This window comes from Citrobacter sp. RHB35-C21, from assembly GCF_013816515.1.
Lineage (GTDB): Bacteria > Pseudomonadota > Gammaproteobacteria > Enterobacterales > Enterobacteriaceae > Citrobacter > Citrobacter braakii.
Window position 1 is genome coordinate 3764082 of sequence record NZ_CP057147.1, and the last position, 26659, is coordinate 3790740.

General features: G+C 50.4%; 23 protein-coding genes, 1 tRNA gene and 1 pseudogene. 12 read left to right on the forward strand and 13 right to left on the reverse strand.

The annotated features are described in order from the left end of the window. Positions 1 to 129 precede the first annotated feature (129 nt). Positions 130 to 1455, reverse strand: coding sequence for a reactive chlorine resistance oxidoreductase RclA (gene rclA / locus HVZ39_RS18380; protein WP_103765983.1), 1326 nt, complete (start codon positions 1453 to 1455; stop codon positions 130 to 132). Between the two features lie 235 nt (positions 1456 to 1690). Between rclA and rclR the strand changes: the two genes are divergently transcribed. Further along, positions 1691 to 2545 (forward strand): reactive chlorine-specific transcriptional regulator RclR, encoded by an 855-nt coding sequence (rclR, locus tag HVZ39_RS18385; RefSeq protein WP_047415069.1) that lies wholly within the window; start codon positions 1691 to 1693, stop codon positions 2543 to 2545. 51 nt (positions 2546 to 2596) lie between these two features. Here rclR and HVZ39_RS18390 read toward each other — a convergent pair whose 3' ends face one another. The 4 genes from HVZ39_RS18390 to HVZ39_RS18405 form a co-directional block, all read right to left on the reverse strand. After that, the gene (locus HVZ39_RS18390) at positions 2597 to 5740 is read right to left on the reverse strand and encodes a CusA/CzcA family heavy metal efflux RND transporter (RefSeq protein ID WP_181632809.1); all 3144 of its coding nucleotides are present in this window, start codon (positions 5738 to 5740) and stop codon (positions 2597 to 2599) included. 11 nt (positions 5741 to 5751) lie between these two features. Beyond that, on the reverse strand, positions 5752 to 7044 hold the full coding sequence (locus tag HVZ39_RS18395) for an efflux RND transporter periplasmic adaptor subunit (protein ID WP_016155926.1): 1293 nt from the start codon (positions 7042 to 7044) through the stop codon (positions 5752 to 5754). Positions 7045 to 7120: 76 nt separating this feature from the next. Next, positions 7121 to 7468, reverse strand: a complete 348-nt coding sequence (cusF, locus tag HVZ39_RS18400) for a cation efflux system protein CusF (protein WP_181632810.1) — start codon at positions 7466 to 7468, stop codon at positions 7121 to 7123. 32 nt (positions 7469 to 7500) lie between these two features. Then, entirely contained in the window at positions 7501 to 8883 is a 1383-nt protein-coding gene (locus tag HVZ39_RS18405) for an efflux transporter outer membrane subunit (protein WP_181632811.1), read from the reverse strand. A 195-nt stretch (positions 8884 to 9078) separates the two neighbouring features. Here HVZ39_RS18405 and cusR point away from each other — a divergent pair, with 195 nt between their 5' ends. From cusR to HVZ39_RS18435, 6 genes are all read left to right on the forward strand, one after another. Further along, positions 9079 to 9762 carry a copper response regulator transcription factor CusR gene (cusR, locus tag HVZ39_RS18410; protein ID WP_016152149.1) on the forward strand — a complete coding sequence of 228 codons (684 nt, stop codon included), beginning with the start codon at positions 9079 to 9081 and terminating at the stop codon, positions 9760 to 9762. Then, positions 9752 to 11203, forward strand: coding sequence for a Cu(+)/Ag(+) sensor histidine kinase (locus tag HVZ39_RS18415; RefSeq protein WP_181632812.1), 1452 nt, complete (start codon positions 9752 to 9754; stop codon positions 11201 to 11203). Before cusR ends, HVZ39_RS18415 begins: the two co-directional genes overlap by 11 nt. Before the next feature lie 248 nt (positions 11204 to 11451). After that, entirely contained in the window at positions 11452 to 11778 is a 327-nt protein-coding gene (locus tag HVZ39_RS18420) for a copper-binding protein (RefSeq protein ID WP_181633709.1), read from the forward strand. 368 nt (positions 11779 to 12146) lie between these two features. Then, on the forward strand, positions 12147 to 12653 hold the full coding sequence (locus HVZ39_RS18425; protein ID WP_047358081.1) for a hypothetical protein: 507 nt from the start codon (positions 12147 to 12149) through the stop codon (positions 12651 to 12653). Between the two features lie 14 nt (positions 12654 to 12667). Then, on the forward strand, positions 12668 to 12919 hold the full coding sequence (locus HVZ39_RS18430) for a membrane lipoprotein lipid attachment site-containing protein (protein ID WP_019076216.1): 252 nt from the start codon (positions 12668 to 12670) through the stop codon (positions 12917 to 12919). Between the two features lie 80 nt (positions 12920 to 12999). Continuing rightward, the gene (locus HVZ39_RS18435; RefSeq protein ID WP_155574041.1) at positions 13000 to 13803 is read left to right on the forward strand and encodes an MBL fold metallo-hydrolase; all 804 of its coding nucleotides are present in this window, start codon (positions 13000 to 13002) and stop codon (positions 13801 to 13803) included. Positions 13804 to 13872: 69 nt separating this feature from the next. On the opposite strand, the gene HVZ39_RS18440 is transcribed toward HVZ39_RS18435, so the two are convergent. Beyond that, complete coding sequence (locus tag HVZ39_RS18440; RefSeq protein WP_181632813.1) at positions 13873 to 16317, reverse strand: trimethylamine-N-oxide reductase 2; 2445 nt, start codon at positions 16315 to 16317, stop codon at positions 13873 to 13875. 20 nt (positions 16318 to 16337) lie between these two features. Continuing rightward, positions 16338 to 17432, reverse strand: coding sequence for a NapC/NirT family cytochrome c (locus HVZ39_RS18445; protein WP_181632814.1), 1095 nt, complete (start codon positions 17430 to 17432; stop codon positions 16338 to 16340). Between the two features lie 528 nt (positions 17433 to 17960). Here HVZ39_RS18445 and uspF point away from each other — a divergent pair. Then, on the forward strand, positions 17961 to 18389 hold the full coding sequence (gene uspF, locus HVZ39_RS18450; RefSeq protein ID WP_016152141.1) for a universal stress protein UspF: 429 nt from the start codon (positions 17961 to 17963) through the stop codon (positions 18387 to 18389). A 240-nt stretch (positions 18390 to 18629) separates the two neighbouring features. Here uspF and HVZ39_RS18455 read toward each other — a convergent pair. Beyond that, a pseudogene (locus HVZ39_RS18455) lies at positions 18630 to 18911 on the reverse strand (molecular chaperone TorD family protein); the annotation flags it as partial. Here HVZ39_RS18455 and HVZ39_RS18460 point away from each other — a divergent pair. Continuing rightward, a complete protein-coding gene (locus HVZ39_RS18460; protein ID WP_249419241.1) occupies positions 18889 to 19179 on the forward strand; it encodes an Hpt domain-containing protein in 291 nt (96 codons plus the stop codon). The pseudogene HVZ39_RS18455 and the gene HVZ39_RS18460 overlap by 23 nt on opposite strands. An 8-nt stretch (positions 19180 to 19187) precedes the next feature. Here the strand turns inward: HVZ39_RS18460 and HVZ39_RS18465 are convergent. Then, a tRNA-Arg gene (locus tag HVZ39_RS18465) sits at positions 19188 to 19264 on the reverse strand. Between the two features lie 39 nt (positions 19265 to 19303). Beyond that, on the reverse strand, positions 19304 to 19483 hold the full coding sequence (locus tag HVZ39_RS18470) for a hypothetical protein (protein ID WP_016152134.1): 180 nt from the start codon (positions 19481 to 19483) through the stop codon (positions 19304 to 19306). A gap of 36 nt (positions 19484 to 19519) precedes the next feature. On the opposite strand from HVZ39_RS18470, the gene fimW reads away from it, so the two are divergent. The 3 genes from fimW (at position 19520) to fimZ (ending at position 22441) form a co-directional block, all read left to right on the forward strand. Continuing rightward, positions 19520 to 20113, forward strand: a complete 594-nt coding sequence (gene fimW / locus HVZ39_RS18475) for a fimbria biosynthesis transcriptional regulator FimW (protein ID WP_016155913.1) — start codon at positions 19520 to 19522, stop codon at positions 20111 to 20113. Between the two features lie 385 nt (positions 20114 to 20498). Continuing rightward, positions 20499 to 21221 (forward strand): hypothetical protein, encoded by a 723-nt coding sequence (locus HVZ39_RS18480; protein ID WP_046276057.1) that lies wholly within the window; start codon positions 20499 to 20501, stop codon positions 21219 to 21221. Positions 21222 to 21808: 587 nt separating this feature from the next. Then, positions 21809 to 22441: a fimbria biosynthesis transcriptional regulator FimZ gene (gene fimZ, locus HVZ39_RS18485; RefSeq protein ID WP_016152131.1), complete on the forward strand. Its 633-nt coding sequence runs from the start codon at positions 21809 to 21811 to the stop codon at positions 22439 to 22441. Between the two features lie 49 nt (positions 22442 to 22490). On the opposite strand, the gene sfmF is transcribed toward fimZ, so the two are convergent. From sfmF to HVZ39_RS18500, 3 genes are read right to left on the reverse strand one after another with little or no spacing between them, the layout of a single operon-like run. Then, positions 22491 to 23027 carry a fimbria assembly protein gene (gene sfmF, locus HVZ39_RS18490; protein WP_181632815.1) on the reverse strand — a complete coding sequence of 179 codons (537 nt, stop codon included), beginning with the start codon at positions 23025 to 23027 and terminating at the stop codon, positions 22491 to 22493. Next, complete coding sequence (gene fimH / locus HVZ39_RS18495; RefSeq protein WP_230675908.1) at positions 23020 to 23982, reverse strand: type 1 fimbria D-mannose specific adhesin FimH; 963 nt, start codon at positions 23980 to 23982, stop codon at positions 23020 to 23022. The genes sfmF and fimH overlap by 8 nt, the downstream gene beginning before the upstream one ends. Positions 23983 to 24031: 49 nt before the next feature. Beyond that, positions 24032 to 26653, reverse strand: a complete 2622-nt coding sequence (locus tag HVZ39_RS18500; RefSeq protein WP_181632816.1) for a fimbrial biogenesis usher protein — start codon at positions 26651 to 26653, stop codon at positions 24032 to 24034. Between the last annotated feature and the right edge of the window lie 6 nt (positions 26654 to 26659).

The following is a 26659-nucleotide window of genomic DNA, read 5'->3' on the forward strand; positions in this document are numbered from 1 at the left end:
TCGTAATAGAATAAAACATTGTTGCTTATCTTATTTCCTCCATAACGCCAGAATAGCTGTTCATGAGTATTTCTTTATATATGATAAAAAAAGCCCCACACAGGTGGGGCAATCATGCAGGCTATATTATTATTTTATAAGAGAGAAGAGATCGTTCAGTGATTCGCTCATACTCGGATGAGTAAATATTTGATCGCGCAATGTCGTGTAAGGTAAACCAGCATCCATAACGGTTTTAATGATATTAATCATCTCATGAGAATCCACGCACAGCAGCGATACGCCTAATATCTGTTTCGTTTCGCGATTTACCACCGCTTTAAGTACGCCACGCGTGTCATTCATCACCCGTGCACGCGGGATAGCCGCGACAGGCAGGGTGACAACCTGGACCGCCGCGCCGCTGGCGCGAGCTTGTTCTTCTGTCATCCCCACGCGGGAAAGCGGCGGCGTCATAAAAACAGAATACGGTACGTTTTGGCGATCGCCGGTGTTACGTAATCCCTCGCCTGACAGGTTGTCGCGCACAATACGGAAGTCATCCAGCGAGATATAGGTGAATTGTAACCCCCCCGTCACATCGCCCATGGCCCAGATATTGTCTGCCGAAGTACGCAGATATTTATTCACCACAATGGCACCGCGCTCGTTGACATCCACACCCGCATTCTGCAACTGCAGATTTTCAGTTGCCGGTTTGCGACCCGATGCCACCAGTAGCGCATCCACAGTCTGGACGCCTTCCGGCATTTGCACCTGCACCGCGCCGTCATGGGACGAAACCGCCTGCACCCTGGCATTGAGGATAATCTCAACCCCTTTGTCGCGTAAAATGTTGGCGATAGCGTCGGCAATATCCCGATCTTCGCGGGCTAAAAACAGTGGGGCGGCTTCATAAATGGTGACCTTACTGCCAAAGTTGGCAAACATTGATGCGAATTCAACACCAATATAACCGCCGCCCAAAATCCCCAAACGTTCCGGACGTTGCGTCAAATTTAACAACCCGGTGCTGTCAAACACGCCCGGTGTAGTCATTAACCCTGCCACGTTTGGCATCGTTGCCTGTGCGCCGGTATTAATAAAGATCTTTTCGCCGCTTAGTTCAATCGCGCCTGTTGGCTGCACGACCCGCACCGTATGGTTATCAATGAATTCAGCACGACCTTCAATCACATCTACATTTTCCAGATCGGCAAGATTATGGAAGTTTTTATCACGCAGAAAGCTGACAACGGAGGCCTTGCGCTGCATCGCCGCAGCAAAGTCATGCTGAAGTTCAGCATCGTGTACCAGGGTTTTGGTGGGAATGCAGCCGATATTGATACATGTCCCGCCATACATGGTGTTTGACTGTTCAATAATCGCCACTCGCCAGCCCGTTTTCGCCAGGGTAGCCGCCAGCGTTTTACCCGCTTTGCCAAATCCGATAATAATCGCCTGATACTGATTCATGCTGTCTCTCCGCCATATCACTGTTCGTTTGTTGAACTGAAGTATAGGTTTAACGATGCATGAACAATGTATCCATATCGCGCAAATCACTGTCAAATCGTCTAAATAACTACTATCTCTCTTCCACTCAATCCATCGGGACAATAAACTAACACCATAAATTTATTTAAGAAATAATGAGTAACAGCGTTACTTTATCTCGACAAGCATCAACAAGAACTGCTCAGGAGTCTTTATGGATGCACTTAGCCGATTACTTATGCTTAACGACCCGCAGGGCTCGATTGATCAAAACTGCCTGCTGAGCAGGGACTGGCAACTGCCGCACGCGGCGGGTGAGCTGTCCGTTATCCGCTGGCATACGGTAACCCAGGGTTTTGCTCAACTGGATATGCCAGACGGAACGTCTTCTACGTTACGTCCAGGAACAATAGTCATTCTGCCTCAAAACTCCGCGCATCGGCTGTGCCAGACAGGGGAAGAACAAACGCATATTGTCTGCGGAAGCCTGCGATTGCAGGCATCTTCACGCTATTTTTTAACTGCCCTTCCGGAAGTATTAATACTGGCACCAGAAGATGACAGTCCCATTAGCCACTGGCTGAAAGCCATGATTGCGCTGATGCAGCAGGAATACATCAACGATCTGCCTGGCTCCAACATCGTTTGCAGCCAGCAATGCGCTACGCTGTTCGCGTTAGCCGTTCGCGAGTGGCTAGCCCAGCCGACACCCGCTAAAAATGTGCTGAATTTACTGCTGCACCCAAGGCTGGGTGCCGTTGTCTTCATGATGCTGGAGTCACCGGCTTTTCCCTGGACCGTCGAAGAACTGGCAAAGCGTGCCCATATGTCGCGGGCCAGCTTTGCGCAGCTATTCCGTGAAGTATCAAACTCCACGCCGCTGGCGGTGTTAACCGAGCTACGCCTGCAATTCGCCGCCCAGATGCTGTCACGCGGATCGCAGCCGTTGATCGTTATTGCCGAGTCGGTGGGTTACGCCAGCGAATCGTCGTTTCACAAAGTCTTTTTACGGGGATTTGGCTGCACGCCGGGCGAGTACCGCAAACGCGTGAAAGCGTTGGCGGCATAACGCACCGCCTGCTTCGGCAACAAAACCGACGCAGGCGAGCGCTTCAAGGCATTACTTTTGGCTGCGATGCCTGTGCAGCCACATCAGCTTATAAGCTGCCGGAATAATAAACAGCGACAGCAATGGCGCGGTAATCATGCCGCCAATCATCGGCGCGGCAATGCGGCTCATCACTTCTGAGCCTGCCCCTGTCCCCCACAAGATTGGCAACAGGCCCGCGATAATCACCGCCACGGTCATCGCTTTCGGACGCACGCGCAGCACCGCGCCGTGATACAACGCTTCATCCAGCTTATCCGCCGTAAAGGTTTGCGGATTTTCCAGTGCAGGCTCGGCTTCAATAGCATGGCGCAAGTACATCAGCATCACTACGCCAAACTCCGCGGCAACGCCGGCCAGGGCGATAAACCCGGTTCCGGTCGCAACCGACATATGGAACCCCATCCAGTAGAGGAACCAGATCCCCCCTACCAGCGCAAAGGGCACGCTGGTAATAATCAGCAACGCTTCACCAAAGCGACGAAAAGCCAGATAAAGCAGGACGAAGATAATCATCAGCGTCATCGGCACCATCAGTTTGAGCTTATGGCTGGCGCGTTCAAGCAGCTCGAACTGCCCGGAAAACGCCACGCTGGTCCCCGGCTTTAACTGTACGTTTTCAGCGATCGCTTTTTTCAGATCGTTCACCACCGAAACCATGTCACGGTCGCGGGCGTCGATATAAATCCAACTGGTGGGTCGCGCATCTTCGGTTTTCAACATCGACGGACCAGAAACCACTGTCACATCTGCAACATCAGCCAGCGTGATTTGCTGCTTCATGGGCGTCAGAATAGGCAGATTACGCAGCGCTTCCGGGCTATCACGATAGCTCTGCGCATAGCGAAGGTTAATCGGATAACGTGCAATCCCTTCCACCGTTTCGCCCACCATCGCGCCTCCGACCGCGGAGGTGACAAACAACTGTACCGCGCCGACGGTCATACCGTAGCGGGCTGCTTTCTCCCGATTAATGTCCACATTAATATAGCGCCCGCCCACCAGCCGCTCAGCCAGCGCCGAAGCGACGCCCGGCACGGTTCTGGCTACCTCTTCGATTTGTTCTGCCGTGGCGTCGATATCAGCCAGAACGTTACCTGACACCTTTATCCCAATCGGGCTTTTGATGCCGGTAGAAAGCATGTCGATACGGTTACGAATAGGCGGAACCCACAGATTCGCCAGCCCTGGCAAGCGCACGGTTTTGTCGAGTTCGGCGATGATTTTGTCCATCGTCATCCCCGGACGCCACTGATCCTGCGGCTTCAGTTGGATCGTTGTTTCGACCATTTCCAGCGGCGCGGAATCCGTTGCGGTTTCCGCCTTACCGGTTTTACCAAACACACGCGCCACTTCCGGAACGGTCATGATCAGCTTGTCGGTTTTTTGCAGCATATCCGCCGCCTGCGCCGCCGAAATCCCCGGCAGGGTTGACGGCATATACAGTAGATCGCCTTCGTTAATCTGCGGCAGGAATTCACCACCGACTTTATTCAGCGGGTAGATAACCGTCAGTATTGAAAGCACCGCCACCAGCAGGGTGGTTTTAGGCCAATGCAGCACCTTCAACAACAGCGGATGATAAATACGGATCAGGAAACGGTTAAGCGGGTTACTGCTTTCCGCCGGTATTTTGCCACGGATCCAGAATCCCATCAGGATCGGAATGACGACAATAGCCAGAAACGCCGCGCCTGCCATGGCATACGTTTTGGTGAACGCCAGCGGGCCGAACAGTCGCCCCTCTTGCCCCTCGAGCGTGAAAATAGGAATAAACGACAGGGTGATAATCAGCAAGCTGATGAACAATGCCGGGCCGACCTCTACCGAGGCATCGGTAATAACCTTCCAGCGCGTTGCGTTATCCAGTTTTTCATCCGGATGCTGATGTCCCCACTCTTCAAGCCGCTTATGGGCGTTTTCAATCATCACGATCGCGGCATCGACCATCGCCCCAACGGCAATGGCAATGCCCCCAAGCGACATGATATTGGCGTTCAGCTCCTGGAAATGCATCACGATAAACGCGATACACAGTCCCAGCGGCAGGGAAATAATCGCTACCAGCGCCGAACGCAGATGCCACAGGAACAGCGCGCATACCAGCGCAACAACGATAAACTCTTCCAGCAGCTTATAGCTCAGGTTATCAATAGCGCGATCGATGAGCTGACTGCGATCGTATGTTGTAATTACCTCAACGCCTTCCGGCAGGCTGCTTTTCAGCGTGTCGAGTTTGGCTTTAACGGCGGAGATCACTTCACGCGCATTTTTACCGGAACGCAGAATTACCACCCCGCCCGCCACTTCGCCTTCACCATTCAGTTCGGCGATCCCACGGCGCATTTCCGGCCCAATTTGCACACGCGCGACATCGCGCAGGTAAACAGGTACACCGTCGGCCCCTGTTTTCAGGACGATATTATTGAAGTCATCAAGCGTTTGTAGATACCCACTGGCGCGGACCATATATTCCGCTTCAGCCATCTCAACAGACGAGCCGCCCGCCTCCTGATTCGACGTATCCAGTGCAGATTTCACCTCCGCCAGGCTGATGCCATATTGCGTCAGCTTCATCGGGTCGATAACAACCTGGTACTGTTTAACCACGCCGCCTACCGAGGCCACCTCTGCCACGTTCGGAATCGTTTTTAACTCATACTTTAAAAACCAGTCCTGAAGAGTACGTAACTCTGCCAGATCGTGTTTACCGCTGCGATCGACCAGCGCATATTCAAAGATCCAGCCGACGCCCGTGGCGTCCGGTCCCATCTCCGCGCTGACCCCTGCTGGTAATGTTCCCTGAACCTGGTTGAGATACTCCAGTACGCGCGAGCGCGCCCAGTAAGGATCGGTGCCATCTTCGAAAATGACGTACACATAGGAATCACCAAACTGCGAGAAACCACGCACGGTCTTCGCGCCCGGTACCGACAGCATGGTGGTGGTCAGCGGGTAAGTCACCTGATTTTCAACGATTTGCGGTGCCTGCCCTGGATAGCTGGTTTTGATGATCACCTGAACATCAGAGAGATCGGGCAACGCATCAACCGGGGTATTAATGATAGTCCAGGTTCCCCAGATACTGAGAAACAGCGCCCCCATCATCACCAGAAAACGGTTTGCCACCGAACGGCGGATAATCCATTCAATCATTTATCATGTCCTCAGTGTGAATGGGTCGCCTGGGCTGGCTTTGCGGATGCGTCTTGCGCACCACTGTTCTGCGCGCGCATACGGTCCAGTGCGCCAGAGATATTCGCCTCGGAATCAATCAGGAACAGACCACTGGACACCACTTTTTCACCTTCAGTCAGGCCTGAGCGGATAGCCGTCAGCCCTTGAGATTCATGGAATACCGCAACCTGCTTCGGTACAAATCGACCTTCGTTATCGACGGTGATCACCCGTTGCTCGGTGCCTGTATCAATCAACGCCTTTGAGGGGATCAGCAGCATCGGTTCACTTTGCGTTTTCAGTTGCAGGTAAGCATTCATCCCCGGCTTGAGCGCCTCATCAGGGTTATTGACCTGCAAACGGATCTGCAGCGTACGCGTGGTGGCATCGACACTAGGTAAGATATTCCACTTGCTAATGGTGAAAGGCTTATCCGGCCAGGCGGGCACGGTGATGGTAAATTGCGAGGCGTCTTTGATCAGCCAGGCGATAGATTCCGGGACCGACGCGCTGACCCATACCGGGTCCATCCCCTGAATTTTCGCAACCACATTGTCTTTGGAAATGTTCATGCCGGTACGCAAATCGAATGCGGTAATCACCCCATCAATAGGGGCTTTCAGGGTAAAGCGGGTCTGAATTTTACGCGTCGATTTTAAGCGCTGAATATCCGCTTCCGGCATACCGGCCAGACGTAATCTCTCCAGAATCCCTTCCACCTGTGTCGCGCTGCCGCCGGTCTCCCGCAGTAACAAATATTCGCTCTGCGCCTCAACCCAGTCGGGAATCGTCAGATCGATAAGCGGCGCACCTTGCTTAATTTTGTCGCCCACGGTTAGCGGGTAAACCTTTTCGATAAAGCCTGCGGAGCGAGCCTGGACAATAACAAACTGGTATTCGTTATAGCTAACGTTAGCCGGGAAAGTTTGCGCATAGTGCAGCGGGCCACGGCGCACAGGTTCTGTTTTCAGACCCAAATTTTGGGTCTGAGTAGGATCGATACGCACGCCAGGCGCTGACGCGCTCGCGGTCTCTTCATCGGCATATTTGGGGATCAGATCCATATCCATAAACGGTGATTTACCCGGCTTATCAAAGCGCGTGTTCGGGTACATGGGGTCATACCAGAACAACACTTTTCTGGCTTCTTTTTGCGAAGCCTGCCCGGTTTCAGCCGTTACGTTTGCTGATGAATAATAAGTATAAATACCGACAGAAATAACCCCACCGACAATCATGCCAGCGAGAATAAGCGCGGTATTTTTAATATTTAAAGACGCCATAGTGATTTCCATTGCGCGATAGTCTCACCCGCATTTCGAAGAATCCGGGCAAGAATAAAAGAGACCAGCGAGAACGTTATTTACTGATGTGAATATCGCGTAACACAGAGAGATTTCCCTGCTGAACAAACGTAAACGCAACCTTATCGCCGGGTTTAATATCGTCAGCCTTGGTGTCGGCAACCAGCGTAAAACGCATCGTCATGGCAGGCCAGTTCACCGCGGCAATGGGATCATGCTTGATCGTGATTTTTTTACTTTCTTTATCAATAGCTTCAATCACCCCGGTGGCGCTAATGACGTCTTCCTGTTGGGCCGCTGGCTGCATGTTCATCATCTCGCCATGCTGATGCTCATTGGCCTGAGCGTTAAACATGACCACAGAGAAAAAGCTAAACAACACGGCTTTGGCGGTAGTATTCATACTTGATGCTCCTGAAAAGTTAATATTAAGGATTACTCCACCCAACCGCCGCCTAAGGCAGCAAACAGCTTAATTTCATTAACCTGTTGGGCGTAATTAAGATCGAGCAGCGATTGCTGCGTAGCGAATAAAGAACGTTCGGCGTCCAGTACTTCGATGTAGCTAACCGCACCATTTTGATAAAGCGCTCTGGCGCGTTGTAAGGTGATTTGCAATGACGTCAGGTAGCGCTGCTGACCACTAATTTGATCGGCAATGCTTTGGCGCAACACCAGCGCATCCGCCACCTCTTTAAACGCGTTCTGAATTTTTTGTTCGTAATTAACCACCGACTGCTGTTGGCGAATTTCAGCGAGGTCGAGATTGGACTGATTACGTCCGGCGTTAAAAATGGGAATATCTATTTTGGGGACAAAATTCCACATGCCGCTGGTCGCATTAAATAAGCTGGAGAGATCGCCGCTGCTGCTGGAAACCGAACTGGTCAAGGTAATCGACGGGAAAAACGCTGCTCGTGCGGCGCCGATATTGGCATTCGCCGCCATTAATCCGTGTTCAGCTTCCAAAATATCCGGGCGCTGCAACAGGATTTGCGACGAGAGCGATGGCGGCAGCGTTACTGGTTTGATATCCCCGCTGCTGCGCATCTGGTCGTTGGGTAATTTCCCGTACGTACCCAGCAACAGTTGCAGCGCGTTGTTCGCCTGCGCCAGTTCACCTTTACGCTTCGCGATTTCGCTGCGCGTGCTTTCAATCACGCCCCGCGCCTGTTCCAGCGCCAGCACGTTGGTGCTTCCGGTCAGCAACTGCTTCTCAACAAAAGCGTAAGAACGCTGATAGTTTTGCAGCGTTTCTTCGGCAATTTGCAGTTGTGTATAAGCCAGACGCTGATTGAAATAACTTTGCGATACGTTGGAGATTAATGAGATGTGCACCGCCCGACGCGCCTCTTCGCTGGCAAAGAAATTCTGTCGCTCAGCTTCACTCATATTTTTCAGCCGACCAAAGAAGTCCAGATCGAAACTAAGATTGAGTCCAGCTTCGAATTCACGATCGGTGCTGCTATCGCCTTTTAATTTGCCGCTGTAAGTACCGCTGGAACCTGCCGTGATTTGCGGATAGCGGTCAGCGTCCGTGACGCCATATTGCGCTCTCGCTTCCTGAACTTTTAGCACTGCCATACGTAAATCGCGGTTATTGACCAGCGCCTCGCCAATCAGCGCCTTTACCTGAGAGTCAACGAAGAAGCTCCGCCAGCCCGTGTTCTGATATCCCACCGGTGCAGAAACCAGGGCATTCTGGCTTAAGGAGAATTGCTGCGGCACAGGCAATGTCGGACGCTGATAGTCCGGCGCCAATGAACAACCGGCGAGAACGAATACAGCGCTGAGGGTAAGAAGCTTAAATTTGCTCATAGTTCTTCTCGTCCTGACCGGACTGATGGCCCTAAAAAATGTAGGAATTTATAGTGTTGTACTTTAACGAAGTGACTCTGTTTAAGCGGTGACAGGAAAATGACAAAACTGTCATTTTCCCAATAACCGATTGCTATCCGATCCCGCTTCCCTAGAATTGAAAGTCCGCACAACCCGTGTGAGAAGGAGAATGCGATGAAGGTGTTGATAGTCGAAGATGAGAAAAAAACCGGTGAATACCTGACGAAAGGCCTGACGGAAGCGGGTTTTGTCGTGGATTTAGCGGATAACGGCCTGAACGGGTACCACCTGGCGATGACCGGCGATTACGACCTGCTCATACTCGACATCATGCTGCCGGATGTAAACGGCTGGGATATCGTACGGATGCTGCGTTCCGCTAACAAAGGGATGCCCATTCTTCTCCTCACCGCGCTGGGTACCATTGAACATCGGGTTAAGGGTCTGGAATTAGGCGCTGATGATTATCTGGTCAAACCGTTCGCCTTCGCCGAACTGCTGGCGCGGGTCAGAACGCTGCTGCGCCGGGGTGCGGCGGTGATTGTCGAAAGCCAGTTTCAGGTCGCGGATTTAATGGTCGATCTGGTCAGCAGAAAAGTCACCCGCAGCGGGACGCGTATTACCCTGACCAGCAAAGAGTTTACGCTGCTTGAGTTTTTCCTGCGTCATCAAGGGGAAGTTTTACCCCGCTCGCTGATCGCTTCCCAGGTCTGGGATATGAATTTTGACAGCGATACCAATGCCATCGACGTCGCCGTTAAGCGTCTGCGCGCCAAAATTGATAACGATTTTGAGCCGAAACTGATTCAGACCGTACGCGGCGTGGGATATATGCTTGAGGTTCCTGATGCCCAGTAAACGATGGCGGCGCCCTTTTTCGCTGGCGACACGACTGACCTTTTTTATCAGTCTGGCGACGATCGCTTCATTTTTCGCCTTTGCATGGATAATGATCCACTCCGTGAAGGTCCATTTCGCCGAGCAGGACATCAATGATTTACAAGAGATCAGCGCCACGCTGGAGCGGATTATTAACCAACCCAACGAGCCAGAATCACGCCGCCTGGAAACGCTGAAAAACGTGGTAGAGGGCTACTCGAACGTCATTATTTCTCTGGAAGACAGTAAGCAGAAAGCCATTTTTCATTCGCCAAATGCGCCGGATCTCCGGCAATTTATCGCCAGCGCAAGACCGGATAAAAATGCCCATGCCAGCGATGTTTTTATTATATCCGGCCCAACACTGCAAACGGCCAAACATATTCACGGACAAAAAACGTCGTCTAACTGGCGAATGATTCGCCTGCCGGTAGGAAAGCTGACTGATGGAAAAGCGGCGTATACGCTGTATCTGGCGTTATCGATCGATTTTCATCTGCACTATATTAACGACCTGAAAAACAAACTGATTATGACGGCATCGCTGATTAGCATGATGATTGTATTTATCGTGCTGTTCGCTGTGTATAAAGGCCATGAACCGATCCGTAATGTCAGTCGGCGCATCCAAAATATCACCTCAAAAGATCTTGATGTGCGCCTCGATCCGCAAGCGGTCCCTATTGAACTGGAACAGCTGGTAAGTTCGTTTAATCACATGATCGAACGCATTGAGGATGTATTTAAACGTCAGTCGAACTTCTCGGCGGATATTGCCCATGAGATCCGCACGCCAATAACCAACCTGGTCACACAAACGGAAATTGCGCTCAGCCAAACCCGTAGCCAAAAAGAGCTGGAAGACGTGCTGTATTCCAATCTTGAAGAGTTTGGTCGTATGTCGAAAATGGTAAGCGACATGCTGTTTCTGGCGCAGGCAGACAACAATCAGCTTATCCCGGAAAAGACAGCGCTTAATCTGGCCGATGAGGTTGGTAAAGTGTTCGACTTTTTCGAAGCCTGGGCAGAAGAGCGCGAGGTTAGCTTACGTTTTGAAGGACGCGCATGCTGGGTTTCAGGCGATCCGTTAATGCTACGCCGGGCAATGAGTAATCTGCTTTCAAATGCCATGCGCTACACGCCAAAGGGCGAGTCGGTAACCGTGCGGGTGAAAGAGGCGGATGGCCTGGTCCAGATAGTCGTGGAAAATCCCGGCCCCCCCATTCCCCCACAGCATCTATCGCGGCTATTTGATCGGTTTTATCGGGTTGACCCTTCGCGACAGCGTAAAGGCGAAGGCAGCGGTATTGGCCTGGCGATTGTGAAATCGATTGTTATCGCCCATCAGGGGAAAGTCTCGGTGACATCCGATCAGCTTGCCACCCGTTTTATTCTGACGCTGCCCAAACATGCGATGTAATTTATGGTAATGGCGTTTATACCTTAAACAATTCGAGTTGCAGGAAGGCGGCAAGAGAGGGAATCCCCGGTCACTTACTTAAGTAAATGACTGGGGTGAACGAGCGCAGCCTGCGCATATGCAGCTTGAAGTATGACCGGTATATATATCATCACCGATTCTCTGACATAACCGTCATAATCCTGTCACGCCGCTGACAGCCCTCACCAATTATAATTTCTTCCGTAAACCCAAACAGGAGAAATATGATGAATAAGATATCCTCTTTTTTCGCTATCGCGTTTTTTATTTCAGCTGGCGTTAATGCGGCCGACACCCCCAAAATGCATCAGCAGGCCGCAGCAGCCCATGAAATGATGAATAACAGCAGTGCCCCTGCACATCAACAAATGGCGCAAGAACACGTCGCGCAGACGAATAACTCAACGTCAACGCCATCCCAGGCACGCCCCTTTTCACAAATGAATAAACATGAAAAAGCGATGGTCGTTCACCAGTCAGTGAATAACGGTCATTCATATGCCCATGAGGCTCAGGCCAGGCAGCACCGCGCACAGATCCCCGCGCAAGGGTAACCTTGTCCTGTGTTGAATAAAATGTCCATCAATACGCTATGTATGAATATTGCGGACAAAACGCGCCACGCAGGCCTGTACATTTACAAGCCTGCGTTCCTGCCGTTAATGTCAATATTAATATTTCTTTAAACACTTCATTAAAAAGTAAATATAATTAAGCGTTTTATCTTACTTGTATAAACTACGTAATTCACCTGCTTGTAATGTTGCATATTACAGCCCCCACACCCTCACCATTAATATAAATTAGGATTCCCCCTGGTATGCGTCATTAATATTTAATGGGAGACTGCCGTCGTCGTAAACATGACATTCAAACAGTTCGTATTCCTATAAATAAACTTAATGATGATAGTGAGCAAAAAATGAAAAAACGTCTGCTGACCCTCTTTGTCCTCGGCCTGACAACGGCCACAACGGCATGCGCAATTACCCCGGCAATGCAGAAAAAGTATGAACATTCAGGTTGTACACAAATGAGTGAACTCAATGGCTGCGATATCAATAAATCCTATCAGTGGAACCGCGATCATGGCTTTATTGAGAACGGCAACAGCCAGCAGAGCCGTCATCATCGTCATGGTGAAGAGCAGCAAAATACCGCTGACCGGGATAACCACGATAATGCCGATATTTACGGCAAATTCAGCGGAAATTACGTAGCCAAATTTGCCAATGGTCAACGCAGCGTTGATATTCACGTCGAGGGTTCCAGCGTGTACGTCAATGGTAATGAAGTGCGTGACGTAAATACCTATCAGGATACGATGACCTTCCGTGTCGGCTATGCCACTTACACCATTAAAACGAATGGTCGCGGTAGCTGGAATGACAGCGATGCCGGGAATGCTGGCAAAATTGTGCGCGAGTAACGGATACCGCCACAATGAAAAAACTGATTTCCACGTTGGTTATTATGGCTAGTCTGTCGGGTTGTGCCGAACATCCTTATCTTTCTGCAGCCGCTGCTGGTATTGGGGCCGCAGCAGTTGCCACGGCGATCGCTAATCACAAAAATCGTGAAGCCAACCGTGATAAAGAGCATGAACGCCAGGAGCGCGAGCAAAGGGAGAACCAGCATGCGTGGCGGCATAGTCACCATCACTCCGATGATGACGGCCATTACTATCACCGCTAAGTCAGCACAAAGAGCGCTGCGATCACAGCGCTCTCAACGGTCATGTATTACAGTATGCCGTTTTAATACTGGAGTCAGGCATGGCATTAACCCTCACGGTATTGCTTGAAAACAGGCGCGCTGCGAGCGCAGATAAATCATTACGGGCAAAGCCTGGACTAAGTCTGTTAGTTCAGGATGAAACCACCACCATACTATTTGATACCGGCCCGGACGACAGCTTCATACTTAACGCCGCGCAAATGGGCGTAGACCTGACGCAATTGACCGCCGTGGTTCTTTCGCACGGCCATTACGATCACTGTGGCGGCGTGCCGTGGCTGGCGGATAACAGTCGTATCATTTGCCATCCCCAAATAGCCTGCGAACGGTATGCCTCAATAACCCTGGCGGGAACGCCAAGAAAAATAAAAAAACTCTCGCGTGATAACGACTACTCTCGACTAATCATGGAATACACCCGTGAACCGTTGGCGATCAGCGATCGATTTTTGTGGTCCGGGGAAATTAGTGTCGCCACTCCACAGGCCTATGGCGTTATTAGCGAGAAAACACCTCAACCGGATTACATCAGCGACGAAGGCGTATTGATCTATAAATCTGATCGCGGGTTAGTCATCATTACCGGATGCGGGCATCGGGGAATAGAGAATATCGTACGCCATTGCCAAAACATCACCGGCGTTAACCAAATTTACGCCCTCGTCGGTGGGTTCCATTTACGCGCTGCCTCCCCCGCTAAGCTATGGCGAACCCGACAATTTATTAAGCAACAACAACCAGAAAAACTACTCGGCTGTCATTGCACCGGTTCGTGGGGTCGATTGTGGCTACCGGGAACTGACGCCCCGGCAACGGGAGATGTGATTGTGCTGGCAGAGTAACGGCGATAAGACATTGCCGAAACAGCAATAAAAAGCGGGAGCCTTACGGCCCCCGCTTTTCAACCATCATTACAGAGTGACGATTGCTGGCTCATCAAAGACGGTGAGTTTTGGCGCTTCGCCGGTGAATTTCTCTGCGTATACCAGGCTGGTATTCCCCGCACAGCCATTCGCCAGCCTTGAGGTTGGGATATCCGCCGTCAGCACGTTCGCGCCGCCATTTTTGCAGAGACCGTTCTCAATATCTGGCCATGCGCCTTCATGGATACAGATAATTCCCGGTTTGATACCGTCACTGATGTGTGCCCCCACCAGCACCTGTCCACGCGCGTTCCATACGCGTACCAGATCGCCTTCGGCAATACCTCTGGCTTTCGCATCATCCGGGTGAATCGTTACCGGCTCACGATTGGCAATCGCGTACTCTTTGCGCAGCGAAGCGTAGTTCAACTGACTATGCAGACGATGTGCCGGGTGCGCCGTCAGTAGCTGCAGTTGATCTTTATCCGCAGTTCCTTTCCATTCATCGGGTTCAATCCATGACGCATGCGGCGGGCAATCTTTGTATTGATAGCCTTCAATCGTTTTTGAGTAGATTTCTATCTTACCGCTCGGCGTTCCAAGCGCATTCATCACCGGATCGCTGCGGAAATCCGCGTAGCGTACATATTTGTTATTCTTTTCATTCTCACGCATTTCGATCAGTTTGTTTTGCTGCCAAAACGCGTTGAACTGAGGCATGGCGATACGCTGGGCGCGGGCGGCTTTTTGCGCGGCATCATAGAACTGCTTCAGCCACGCCATTTCATCTTTGCCCTCGGTGTAGACCGCCTTACCGCCAGGCTTGAGCATCTCCGCCAGATCGGCAAATACGTCAAAATCACTGCGTGCTTCAAACTGCGGCTCAATGACCTGCTTCATCGGTACCAGATGTTGGTTACTGTAATCACCGGTCATGGTCAGATCGTTGCGCTCAAACGACGTGGTGATCGGCAGGACTATATCGGCATGTTTGGCCGCTGCGGTCCAGTAGCACTCAGAGATGACAACCAGTTCAGGCTTCTGCCAGGCTTTGATTAAACGGTTAGTATCCTGATGATGGGTAAAGTTAGCGCCGCCCGCCCACCAGATCATTTTGATATCCGGGAAGGTTTGCTCTTTACCGTTATGCTGATATTTGCCGCCTGGATTTTCCAGCGCTTCGACAATTCGCGCTACCGGCAGGCTGATCACCGCATCGGAAACCGCCCAGTCGTTACCCGCAGATGACCCACCCTCAATTTGGGCGGAGATGGCTGGCAATACTCCCCCGGTACGCGTTGGGTTACCGCCGTTGGAATAGTGATAAGAGAATCCGAAACCACCGCCTTCGGTACCAATTTGCCCCAGCATCGCCGCCAGAGTCACCAGCATCCAGTGTTTTTGCTCACCGTATTGCTGACGCTGAATCCCCCAACCTGCCATGAGCATGGTTTGATTGCTGGAGAAAATTTCCGCCAGCTTCTCCAGTTGCTCAGCAGGCACGCCGCACACGCCGGAAGCCCACTCGGCGGTTTTCTCTATTTTGTCGCTCTTGCCGAGCAAATACTCTTCAAATTGCGGATATCCGGTGGTGTATTTTTCCAGGAAGGCTTTGTCATGGAGATTTTTCTTCACCAGCGTATGGGCGATCCCTAACATCATCGCCACATCGGTCCCCATATGTGGCGCAATCCAGGTTGCATTATCACCAAAGAACTCAATGGTTTCGGAACGCATCGGATCGATGGCGATAACGCTTTTCCCTGATTTCTTCAGCAGATTAAAGTATTCAATCCCCTGTTCATCCGTGCTGCTCCAGGCAATCTTGAGGGTATTGAGCGGGTTCATCCCCCACAGCACCACGACCTGACTGTGCTCAAGCACCATCGGCCAGGTGGTTTGCTGCTCATAGACTTCAACCGATCCCACAACGTAAGGCATGATCACCTGCGCGGCACCGGTTGAATAATCTCCGGTATGACCTGCGTAACCACCGGCCATGCTCATATAGCGTTGCAGTAAGGTTTGCGCTTTATGCAGAACGCCGCTGGAGCGCCAGCCATAAGAACCAGCAAATATCGACGCCGGGCCATAGCTGCTACGGATCCGGCTATGCTGCTCATGTATCAGTTTCAGTGCCTGCTCCCAGCTAACCCGCACGAAAGGATCGCTTCCACGTTTACCATCCGCATTACCCGGGTTTTCCAGATAGCTTTTGCGCACCATCGGATATTTTACGCGGATATTGGTATGGACCTGATCCGGTGCGGTTTGCTGTAACGAGTTCGGCACCGTTTTAGGTAACGCGCCTTTTGAGGAAACCACTTTGCCATCTTTTACTTCCACGTATACCGCGCCCCAACGCGCTGCCGTCAGAATCGCTCCGCCATTTTGGCCTTCGGCCCAGGCCGGCATTGGGATCACCGAAGAAATCGCCATTGTCCCGGTTGCCGCGCCAGCCGTCTTAATAAAGTCACGTCTTGTGAGTTTCATGATTTCTCCTGATTTATCGCTTATTTGTTCATGTCTTTAGCGTTGTACTGGAAGTAACGGCTCAGGATATCCAGTTCGTTTTCACTGATATTGGTGCGAGCGCCCATCCCTTTTGCTACTGAAGGCCAGGCGTTGAGCGTGAAATGATTCGCCGGAATTGGCGCATGGCAGCCCGCGCAGTACACATTGTCGAGTTTGCGTGCGTAATCCCACATCGGTTCACGGCTGGCGAGAGCGGAACCGCTCCATTCACCCTGCAGCACGACATCTCGCCACACATTGCCGTAATCATCTTTTTTCCAGTCGGAGAGGATCTTCAGCGATTGCTGACCTTTTTCACTCAGGCTGGCAAGAATCAAACGCTGTCCTGCCGCGTAGTAAATGACCTGTTCATTTCCCTGCATCTGGCTACCGCGAATCTCGACCTGTCGCGTATTGTCCGTTGTTTTCAGAACCTGCATTTTTGTTGCCGGGTAAACGGTTCCCAAATCGCCCAGCGCGGTGTTGCTTACGGCATAAAGCTCTGTTGCCGAAGCAGGGGTGGAGGCGGACTGCGCTTCAAGCCCTTTGAGCGCGCTGTCATCCATTTTTATTTCAGGTGGGAAATGGGCGACGCCTTTGTGGCAATCAATACAGGTTTGCTTTTCCTCGATGCCCATTTTGTGCATTTTCTGGGCCTCCGCGCTTTGTGCGGCAAGATCCATCGCTTCCATGCTGTGACAGCTACGGCAGGTCGCAGAATCGCTCGCTTTTAGCTGTGCCCAAACGGTTTGCGCCATCTCCAGACGGTGTTCTTCAAATTTTTCTGGGGTATCGATTTTTTTGGTTATGAACTGATGATAAACATCTTTTGAGGCCCGCAGTTTAGCCACCAGATAATCCAGGCCGCCCTGGGGGATATGACAATCAGCACACTCTGCACGAATACCTTTCTGATTCTGAAAGTGAACCGAACCGGTATATTCCTCATACGGTGCCTGCATCGTATGACACGATAAACAGAATTCCGTGCTTGAGGTTTTGTGCAACGTCCATTGCCCTGCCAAAACGATAACAGCACCAAGAACAATGCACAGCAGCATCGTCCCGAGGATGGTTTTATTTATTTTTCTCATCTTTTATTCCCACAAGATGAATACCCTTTAATGGGTAGACAATAATTACCCTAACGCGGCTACTTATTGATATTCATCAAACGCAGAGGGAAATGAGAATCAGCATGTGGGTAAGTTTGAAGGCGCTCGCATAATTAATACGAACGAAATTAAATATAAAATACCTTTTTAAATTCAGATAATTAAACCAAATCCAAGGTTTAATTAACCATTAATTATGGAAACGTCAGAATAAAAGTTTGATGAGTGCTGAATGGCATTAAAATTATGCCCTTGGCAATAGTCGCTATATAATAAAATATATAATGAAAAAACATAAAAACGAACCCTTTTCTATTACGTGATAACACGTATTAATGAAGATACCCCTCTTGTGGTTGTGCTCAGATATACATTCACGACAAGACTTGTGACACACACCTATCATTGACGCGCATTTATGCATGCAACCTTGATCTGGTCACTTATTATACAGATTCGATTTTCGCTACACTCTGGGTAGAGGTAAACAAACAGGAGGTAGTGAATATGTATCGCTCAATTCTGGTGCCCATTGATATCTCTGAAACCGATTTAACCCGCCATGTTGTTCCACAGGTCCTGGCGCATGCCAAAACCGCTAAGGTCCACTTTTTAGCCGTTATTCCTACCGTTCCGTTCTATGCCTCGCTGGGGCTGGCTTACTCAACAGAATTCCCGGACAGAAGCGGTCTGCAGGCCAAGGCCAGCGAAAAACTCGAAGAGATTATTAAGCAGTTCAATATTCCTGCAGGCAGGAGTCAGACTCACGTCGTTTACGGCCCGCCGAAGGATCAGATCCTCAAACTGGCGGAAGCGGTAGACGCTGAGCTTATTGTTATTGCCTCACATAAGCCTGGTTTTAGCACTTATCTGCTGGGTTCAACGGCGGCTGCCGTAGTACGCCATGCAAAATGTCCCGTGCTGGTTGTGCGGTGATAGGGTCAAAATGGGGGCGAATTTGCACTAACGTTTATAGGTTAAGCATTATTGAGCACATGTGATTCTTGCTCAGGGTTCCGTTCACCTCAGCGGTAAATGTAGCAATATACCGGAGGCAACAGATTCATTGCCTCCGGATGTCCTACTCTCAGTTACTCATTACGGCCATTCATTTTCGTTAAAATGACAAGCATTAGAACGAATGTATTTCCGTTTTTCTGTGGCTTAGGCCATCACTCAGTTCTGAATATCCAGCCTGACCAGTGCCAGCAACAGTTGACTCAGCGCACCGTAGAAACCAAAGTCATCATAGCGGCGGCATTTGGCGGTGAATTCCGGTAACCAGCGTAACAGCCCCACCAGCGTTTCTCTGCGCAGCGCATCAATACGCTGGCGGCTAAGCCCGGACTCTCCCAGAGAAAAATGCAGATGACTCAGCAGTTCGATAAAAATTGCCAGATGATCGGCTGACTCGCTAAACGTTTCGCTTACCTGCATGCCAGCATCGGCTAACAATCTGCAACACACCCTTCCTGTATTAGATGAGATTGACGCAGCGCGCGCAGCATATGAGTACGAGAAGATAAAACGTCTGGCACATCAGCTAAAAAGCAGCTGCGCCAGCATGGGGATGCGTTCTGCCAGCAGGATGTGCGCAGCGCTTGAACAGCAGCCGCTAGCTGATTTTTCACTCAGAGAGGAAGTACAACTAAGTCTTACAGAAGTGGAAATGTGGTTGGCAAAAGAAAATTTGTCGCGATTAACTGAAGCTGAACATCAGAAGTGACGTTGAAATGGTACGCCCTGTAGGATTCGAACCTACGACCTACGGCTTAGAAGGCCGTTGCTCTATCCAACTGAGCTAAGGGCGCATTGCGAAGTGATTACTTCATGCAGATGAAACGCGTGAATTATACGGTCAGCGCTTGCTGAGTCAATGCCTTTTGTTTCGGTTGCTGGCGAAGTGTACGAATGTTGATTTTTTCTGCTCGTTCAAAGGTATCCAGGAAATCACCTGGTAACAACTCAGCCCGCAAAACGTCAGATTTAGGGATACATGTATTTAGAATATTTATGATTTTGCTTAACATTCCCTTATCCCCTCTCCAGTGGTCAGGAACTCTTTAATGTTAAGTATCGCCATCAAGGAAGAAAACAGTCACTTCGAACATGGACTGAAAATCATCATCTCCCATCTGGCAAATCAGTGGCATCAGGAGATTAGCTTTTTACCTGTCGAAGATATCGATCGCGCTGAAATCGCGTTTATCTCACTGGATGAAGATTGGCTCAGCGCCGATTGTTACATGGTTCCTGTCCACACCAGGCGCCAACACCGGGTGGTCATCTGTAGCAAAAACGACAAAGATAAGCTAATGTTCCGTCCCTGCCTGTACATGTTGCCACTGATTTATCGGGAAGATGACGTCGACGAGATAACCAAAAAACTGGTCCTCATCCTGCAAAAACGCGCACTGCGCACTAGCGTGCCCGCGACTATCTGCCATTACTGCACCACCCGCAACTTTTCTATCGAAGAACGCCAGTTCTTAATGTTTCTCGCCAGCGGGTATACGTTAGCCGAAACGGCTCATCTGCTCTCAGTCAGTGATATCCAGGCCAAAGCGACCCGCCGCAGCATTATGAAAAAGCTGCATGTGAAAAACGATCAGCAATTCTTAAGATACATCCGCGCCCATCTGAACTTTCTGCAAAATTAGACGGGGTATCTCTGCCTAATTTTTATTGAGAAATATCTCATCATCGATTAAGCATCGGCTCCTACTGTACCTGGCTTCAGGCTGCGAGAATAATCCGGCCATACTATTTCCGGGGTAACAAAAAGACACACCCGGTAATATTTTATCTAATCTCAGAGAGAGGTTGAACTGGATAAAACGATCTTTTGGGCATTGAGTAAGACATCAGAAAACTTCCGGCAGATTATTCTGATGGAGTACGCAATTGCCAGTCTGATGATTGTTGAAGCACTGAAACCCAACGGCACAAGTCAACTCACCTTTGCGCTGACAAAAGTTTGGTTCAGGGATGCCTGTAGTCAGCAATTTATCCAGACCTGCCGCAACAGAAATGGAATGGAAAAGGATGCACAGTGCAAAACGCCGGGACCGCTATCGCCGTATACGAAACGCTAACTGTAGCTGGCAATTTCCCCACTGTACCTCACAGGTATTTGACCGGATCGAGTATCTGGCGCAAAAACTCGAATACACCTTACCGGACGGCACTATATCTCAGGCGATAATTACGACAGACTACTATCTGGCCTATGCGCTGAGTCGACATTTATTCTCAGGTACTCGCACGGCGATCTTCCAGAGCGTTGAATCGACTTTGCTCAGCATGCAAGAGCCGGTAATTAGCCAGTTAGTGATTGACATTGAAAGCTTAACAATCCCTTATTTCGATATACTTGAAAGCCTGCGCCAGCTAATTAAGAAGCATAATGACATCCAAATCTTCATAATGCTTTCCAGTCGCGATGAAGACCTCACTACATTTATTTCACTGTCCGGTCCATTTTATATCTTGCCACGCAATTTGCGCCTCCCCGAGATGCGCCATGCTTTATTATCTCCGGTTCTTAACTATATTCATTCCAGGCGTATAAATCAGCTCGACTGGGAGCTGATTACCTTGCTATTACAGGGTAACTCCTTAAAAAAGATTGCATTGTTACAGGCACAACCCTACCACCGCATCATCTATCGCCTGAACCAGTTGATTACGCGCCTTGGATTACCCAGCAGGCAGCGCTTTTTGCATCTGATACACCGCCTCAACGTTACCTCTCCCCATTTAATTTAACACCATAACTCATTGTGCTATAAGATTTTTTAGGAAATTACTTATTCTTGAATAAGAAAAAAGATCTAATTTTTACAAATATTTAATATTTACAACTATTCCTGGTATTATACTTGGAGCCATTCTCACACTTAACCTTACTGATCCTGTGCATTTCAATAAAAAATAGTCCTATAGCAATCTTAACAAAACCTAAACAATTGGTTTATTGTGTCGTTTTTACTGTTTAAAAAAAATTTTCAATCTGCCATAATTCGAACCACAGATAAATAATACCAATAGTCATTAACACATCTGGATCTTTCAGAATATCCTAACTGACATTAACAACCAGGATGTTGTAAGTCTTTTCCGAATGAGCAGAGCAGGTATAATCCCCACAGTTTCCTGATTAATTGTTAGTTTTCCCGGTGTGAAATGGATTTTCCACAAATTCATTGTTCTGCAGAAGAACAACCGAATAAACAAGGATGAAATAATATTTATTCGGCTCTCCCTCAGAACAATTCTTGGCTATTTGACAATATTATAACGCCTGATGTTTTATCAAATTCGCAAGATACGCAAACAGTTTGAGGCATACAACAATGAAACCAGCATCCGTTATCATTATGGACGAACACCCTATTGTCAGAATGTCGATAGAAGTACTACTCGAGAAAAACAGTAATATTCAGGTAGTGTTGAAAACCGATGACAGCCGTACGGCAATAGAACATCTGCGCACGTACCCGGTCGATCTTGTCATCCTGGATATTGAACTGCCTGGTTCTGATGGGTTTACATTACTCAAAAGAATAAAGTCATTGCAGGAGAAAACTCGGGTACTGTTTCTGTCCTCAAAATCCGAGTCATTTTATGCCGGGCGTGCTATCCGGGCCGGTGCAAATGGGTTTGTCAGTAAACGAAAGGATCTCAATGATATCTACAATGCGGTAAAAATGATTTTATCGGGATATTCCTTTTTTCCTTCGGATACCCTTAATTTCATTAACAATATAAATGCACAAAAAGGCGTCTTACATGACATGCCGCTCTCTAACCGTGAAGTTACCGTTTTGCGTTATCTGGCAAACGGGCTATCCAATAAGGAAATTGCTGAGCAGTTGTTACTCAGCAATAAAACGATTAGCGCTCACAAGGCTAATATCTACTCCAAGCTCGGGTTGCACACCATCGTTGAGCTGATCGATTACGCAAAAATGCATGAATTAATGTAATAACACTCCCGGCGAGATTTCGTTCGGGAGTGTTTTGTTAGCGCATTGATTAGTTATAGTTAATCATGAACGTGGCATCAGCCCTGGCAATGCCAGGCTGAACCCCAGCAGCTAACGCGATATAGTTTGCGAAAAAGGTCAGCGTGGCATTGCCGTTCTCATCAATCCCCACCGTCTGACTGGCCTGCTCGAGCGGCAATCGCGTACGGTCGCTGTCGTGCAGTTCAATCGCCACCTTTTGCGCCATCACTGCGTCATCAAGCGCCAGCAACGTCGTGCCCGGGGCCGGAGTTCCGGAAAACGTTATCGAAGCGGAACCCGGCGGGCAGCCTTCTAGCTTCAGCGTAAACGCGACCGGTTGAGTAGTATCTCCGCTAGTCTGAAGCTGCTTGGTCGGCCAGGTGCCTAGCTCCACGGACTTATTGCTGTCGCTGGCAATTACCGCGCAGGTAAAGTCCACCACGTTTCCGCGCAGTTCAATATTGATTTCCCCCAGCGACGAAGCGGCATGGCACAACGAGCTGAATGTCAGCAGGCACACCATTGCCAGAAGTGTCGCTGCGGCTGGCGTTTGCTTGTTAGTCATAATCCACTCGCAGATAGCCACGGGCTGTAAAAGGTCCTTCGGTGGGCTTATTGCCCGTCACGCTAACCGGCCATGTTCGAATACCCACGCTCGCCGCGGCGTTATCATCCAGTTGAAACGGGATAGTGCTGGACAGATTATTGGGCGTCAGCGGTTTACCGCTGCTGTCGGCGACAATAAAACCTAAATCGGGATTGTCAGATACCATCATTTGCCCGGTGGCTTTCTCGGCCTCTACACGCATGGTTAAGTAGGCCTGTGCAGCGACGTTGGTGCATTTTATCGCTACCGTTTTGGTCTGCGGATTGATGCCTTCAGGCCGGTTTCCCGCTCCTGCCTTGCTAAACAGCGATGCGCCAATATCACCAAAATCAAACTCAACAATCTGCCCGGCGTTTACTTCGCAGTTTTGTGGAACCTCCACCTTGCCGCTGTAGCTGATGGTATAAACCGGTACGCTTAGCGCATCTCCGGTACTGGTCGTGACATAGACGCTGAACATCGTCTGCCGCGGAATCGGCACCATGTTAATAAACGGGCGGATCACTTTGAGCTTAAACACCAGCTTTGAATCCATCACGCCAAAAGGCTGCTGCTTAGGTACGTTAGGGTGAGTCCCCATGCGAATGTAATTACGCGGGGGATAAAATAACCCGGCATAGCTATCGGTTATGCTCATGGCCCCCAGCAGGTAGTCATTGAGCTTCAGATACTGGAATCCGCCTTCGGTACTTTGAACCGGAAGTTCAGTGACATAGCTTCGATAGGTGTAATTTACCGTTGTCCCGGCCGGACAGGTGGCATTCACGCCAATCCAGCCAGATTTTTCCGGTAACGTCACCACCTGTCCCGGCTGGTTGTTACTACTGTTGAAGACATTCGACAGATCGTAAAAAACATCCGTTGGCGTGCCATTCGAGTTTTGGCAGACCGTCGCCCAGGACGAATGGGCCATCAGCAGTAAAGCGCTTCCCAGTAACAAACCCGTTTGTCGTTTCATCGTATTATTCCTGTCGTGCTGACGGAGATTCGCACGTCACGTTCGTGAGCGTTACCGCTTGTTTCAGGCTATCCTCTGGCAAGGCATAGCGCGCCACGCAGCGCGCGTTTGCGCCTTCCCCCCATTGGATCAACAACTCGCCTTTTAGCGGCAAGCCGCTCAGGTAGATTTGCCCGTCTTCACCCACCATGCTGGTCACGCCGCTGGTGTTTTCACGCACGACGGAGCCAAACGGCACTGGTTTACCGGCATGTTTGGCGGTAATCAGCGCCCGCACACCGATTCGTGTATCAAACGCCGCCCGCACCAGCGCCCCTTGCGTTGGCACTACGCTACTGACGTTATTCTCCACATCGGTATTGTTGTTCATGGAATTGGTATCTAACGCGACGCGGTTATAGCGATAGACGGTGGCATACGGCATCACCGCGTATCCGCGCCAGTCGGTTTGAACGCCGGTCTGGTTCTCTATCCGTACACCCTGCGCGCCCGGCGCTTTAATCAGCACGTTGGTATCGCCCAGAGGCTGACTGAGCGTAATGCCGTCCGCATGCCCCACTACGCCGCCGGAGAGCTGCCAGTTGTAGTCATGCTGGTCACGGTCGTAGTTGTAACCCACGCCCAGCGTACCGTAGGCCGCCTGCCAGTTGGCGCTGGCATTTCCGCTATAGCCATTGGTGCTGCTGTGCCCCTGATTCACGCTGTAGCTCAGATTGCGCCCATCCAGCAACGTACCGCCGATCCCGCTCTGCCAGCTGTTCTGTCCGTTGCTATTACGGTTGGCATTAAAGGTGGCGTAGGTGCGATCGAGGGCGTTATCACGCGAGTAACGCCGTCCGCTCAGCAGGCTGAACGGTACAGACATATTGAACGCCAGAATACGATCGGTGTCGGAGATGCCAACCGATTCATTCCACGACCAGGAGAGTGAATAGCTAATCCCCTGCCAGCCGCTGGCATAGCCTAGTTGATACCAGGTATTGGTGTCTGAAGTATTCCAGTACGTCTGCTGACTACCCGAGATATACAGCGATCCGTAATCCCCCAGATTCTGCGAAATGTTGATCTGGAAACGGCCCTTTTTGCTGTAGCTCAGGTTGTGGTAACTCGTCACATTGGGCACGTCGTGGCGATTGCCCTCACTGTCGTATTCGTACTCATAGCCTTCCATACTGCGATACGCCACATCGTCGAGGGTATAGAAGCCACGCGTTGAGTAGCGATACCCCAACAACTGGAAGTTAGTGCCAAAATTGTTCAGCGATTTCGCATACAAGAAACGCAAAGACTGCCCCTGGTGCGTACTGTCATCCGCCAGTTGGCTGCGCGCATGGGTGAGATCGACAGAAACTGCCCCCCAGTCCCCCAGGTTTCGACCGGTGCCTAAAACCACCGCGGTGTAACGTGAGGCCAACTGCGTACCACCGTATGCGGTATAGCCCTCTGGTAACCCGGCAATTAATGTTCCCTGGAAAAAGAACGGTGAAGATTGCTGGCTATTGCCGCTGCGAAAATCCCCGGCGACAACGTCATATTTAAAACGCCCTTCTCGTTGTAATAAGGGAACGGTGGAGTACGGCACCGTATAGCGTTGCTGGCTGCCGTCCTTCTCATCCACCGTGACCTCAAGATCACCGCTGGATGACGTTGGGTTGAGATCGGTTATCGAGAAAGCGCCGGGTGAAACATAGCTTTGATAAATTACATAGCCATTCTGACGAATGGTCAGTTTCGCTGCGGTACGCGCAATGCCGCGCACGGTAGGCGCGTAGCCCTGTAAGCTGTCGGGATACATACTGTCTGAGGAATAGAGCCGCGCACCGCGAAACCCGACGCTGTCAAAAACGTCGTTGCCAGTGTTGCTGTCGCCCATCACCAGTTCGCCCTTCAGCGGGATAATTGCGCGCTGAAGCCATGTACCGATGTTTTTCCAGCTTTGTGAGTGGTATCCGTCGCCCTTGGAGTAGCTCCACGCACCGTTGTTTCTCAGCCGCCAGGGGCCATAGTTCAGACCACTGAGCGTACTGAGGAAATAACTGTCAGTATCACTGCCGCGGCTGCCGGTAAAGCTGTAGTTAACCAGTGCGGCTGGGATCCCTTCATCCCACTCTTCCGGTGGAATATAGCCGCGCGCGCTGTTTAACATTGACGCCTGTGGCAGGCTGACGTTTAAGCGCAGGGTAGAAAAATCAAACGCAATCTCGCTGCCAGGAATCGCCTCAGGTAGATTGATACAGGTATCGTTCGGATCCTTACTGAGTGCCGGAAACGCGGCGATATTGACGCCAAGGCGCTTCACCCAGTCGAGTCCAAAGCACGGCATCAACCCACCGGACTTCTCCCCGGCTTTTGCCGCACTGGTAGTAAAACGAATATCCTGAGTGGCAACAAACTCATCGTTGCGCCAGATATCCACGCGATAAACGCCTTCAGGCTGGTGATTGCCTTTTTCAAAACGTGATAAATCCGCCACGGTTGCCGTATCCGCAGATAAAAAGGCCGGATTAAAATAGCTTTCCCCATAGCTTAGAGAGGGAAAGAGCGCCGCCAGCGTGGACAACGCCACCCCCGCCAGCGGTGGCGTAACCCCCGGTAACAGGCCAGGAAAATACGTTGTCTTATTCATCGTTAT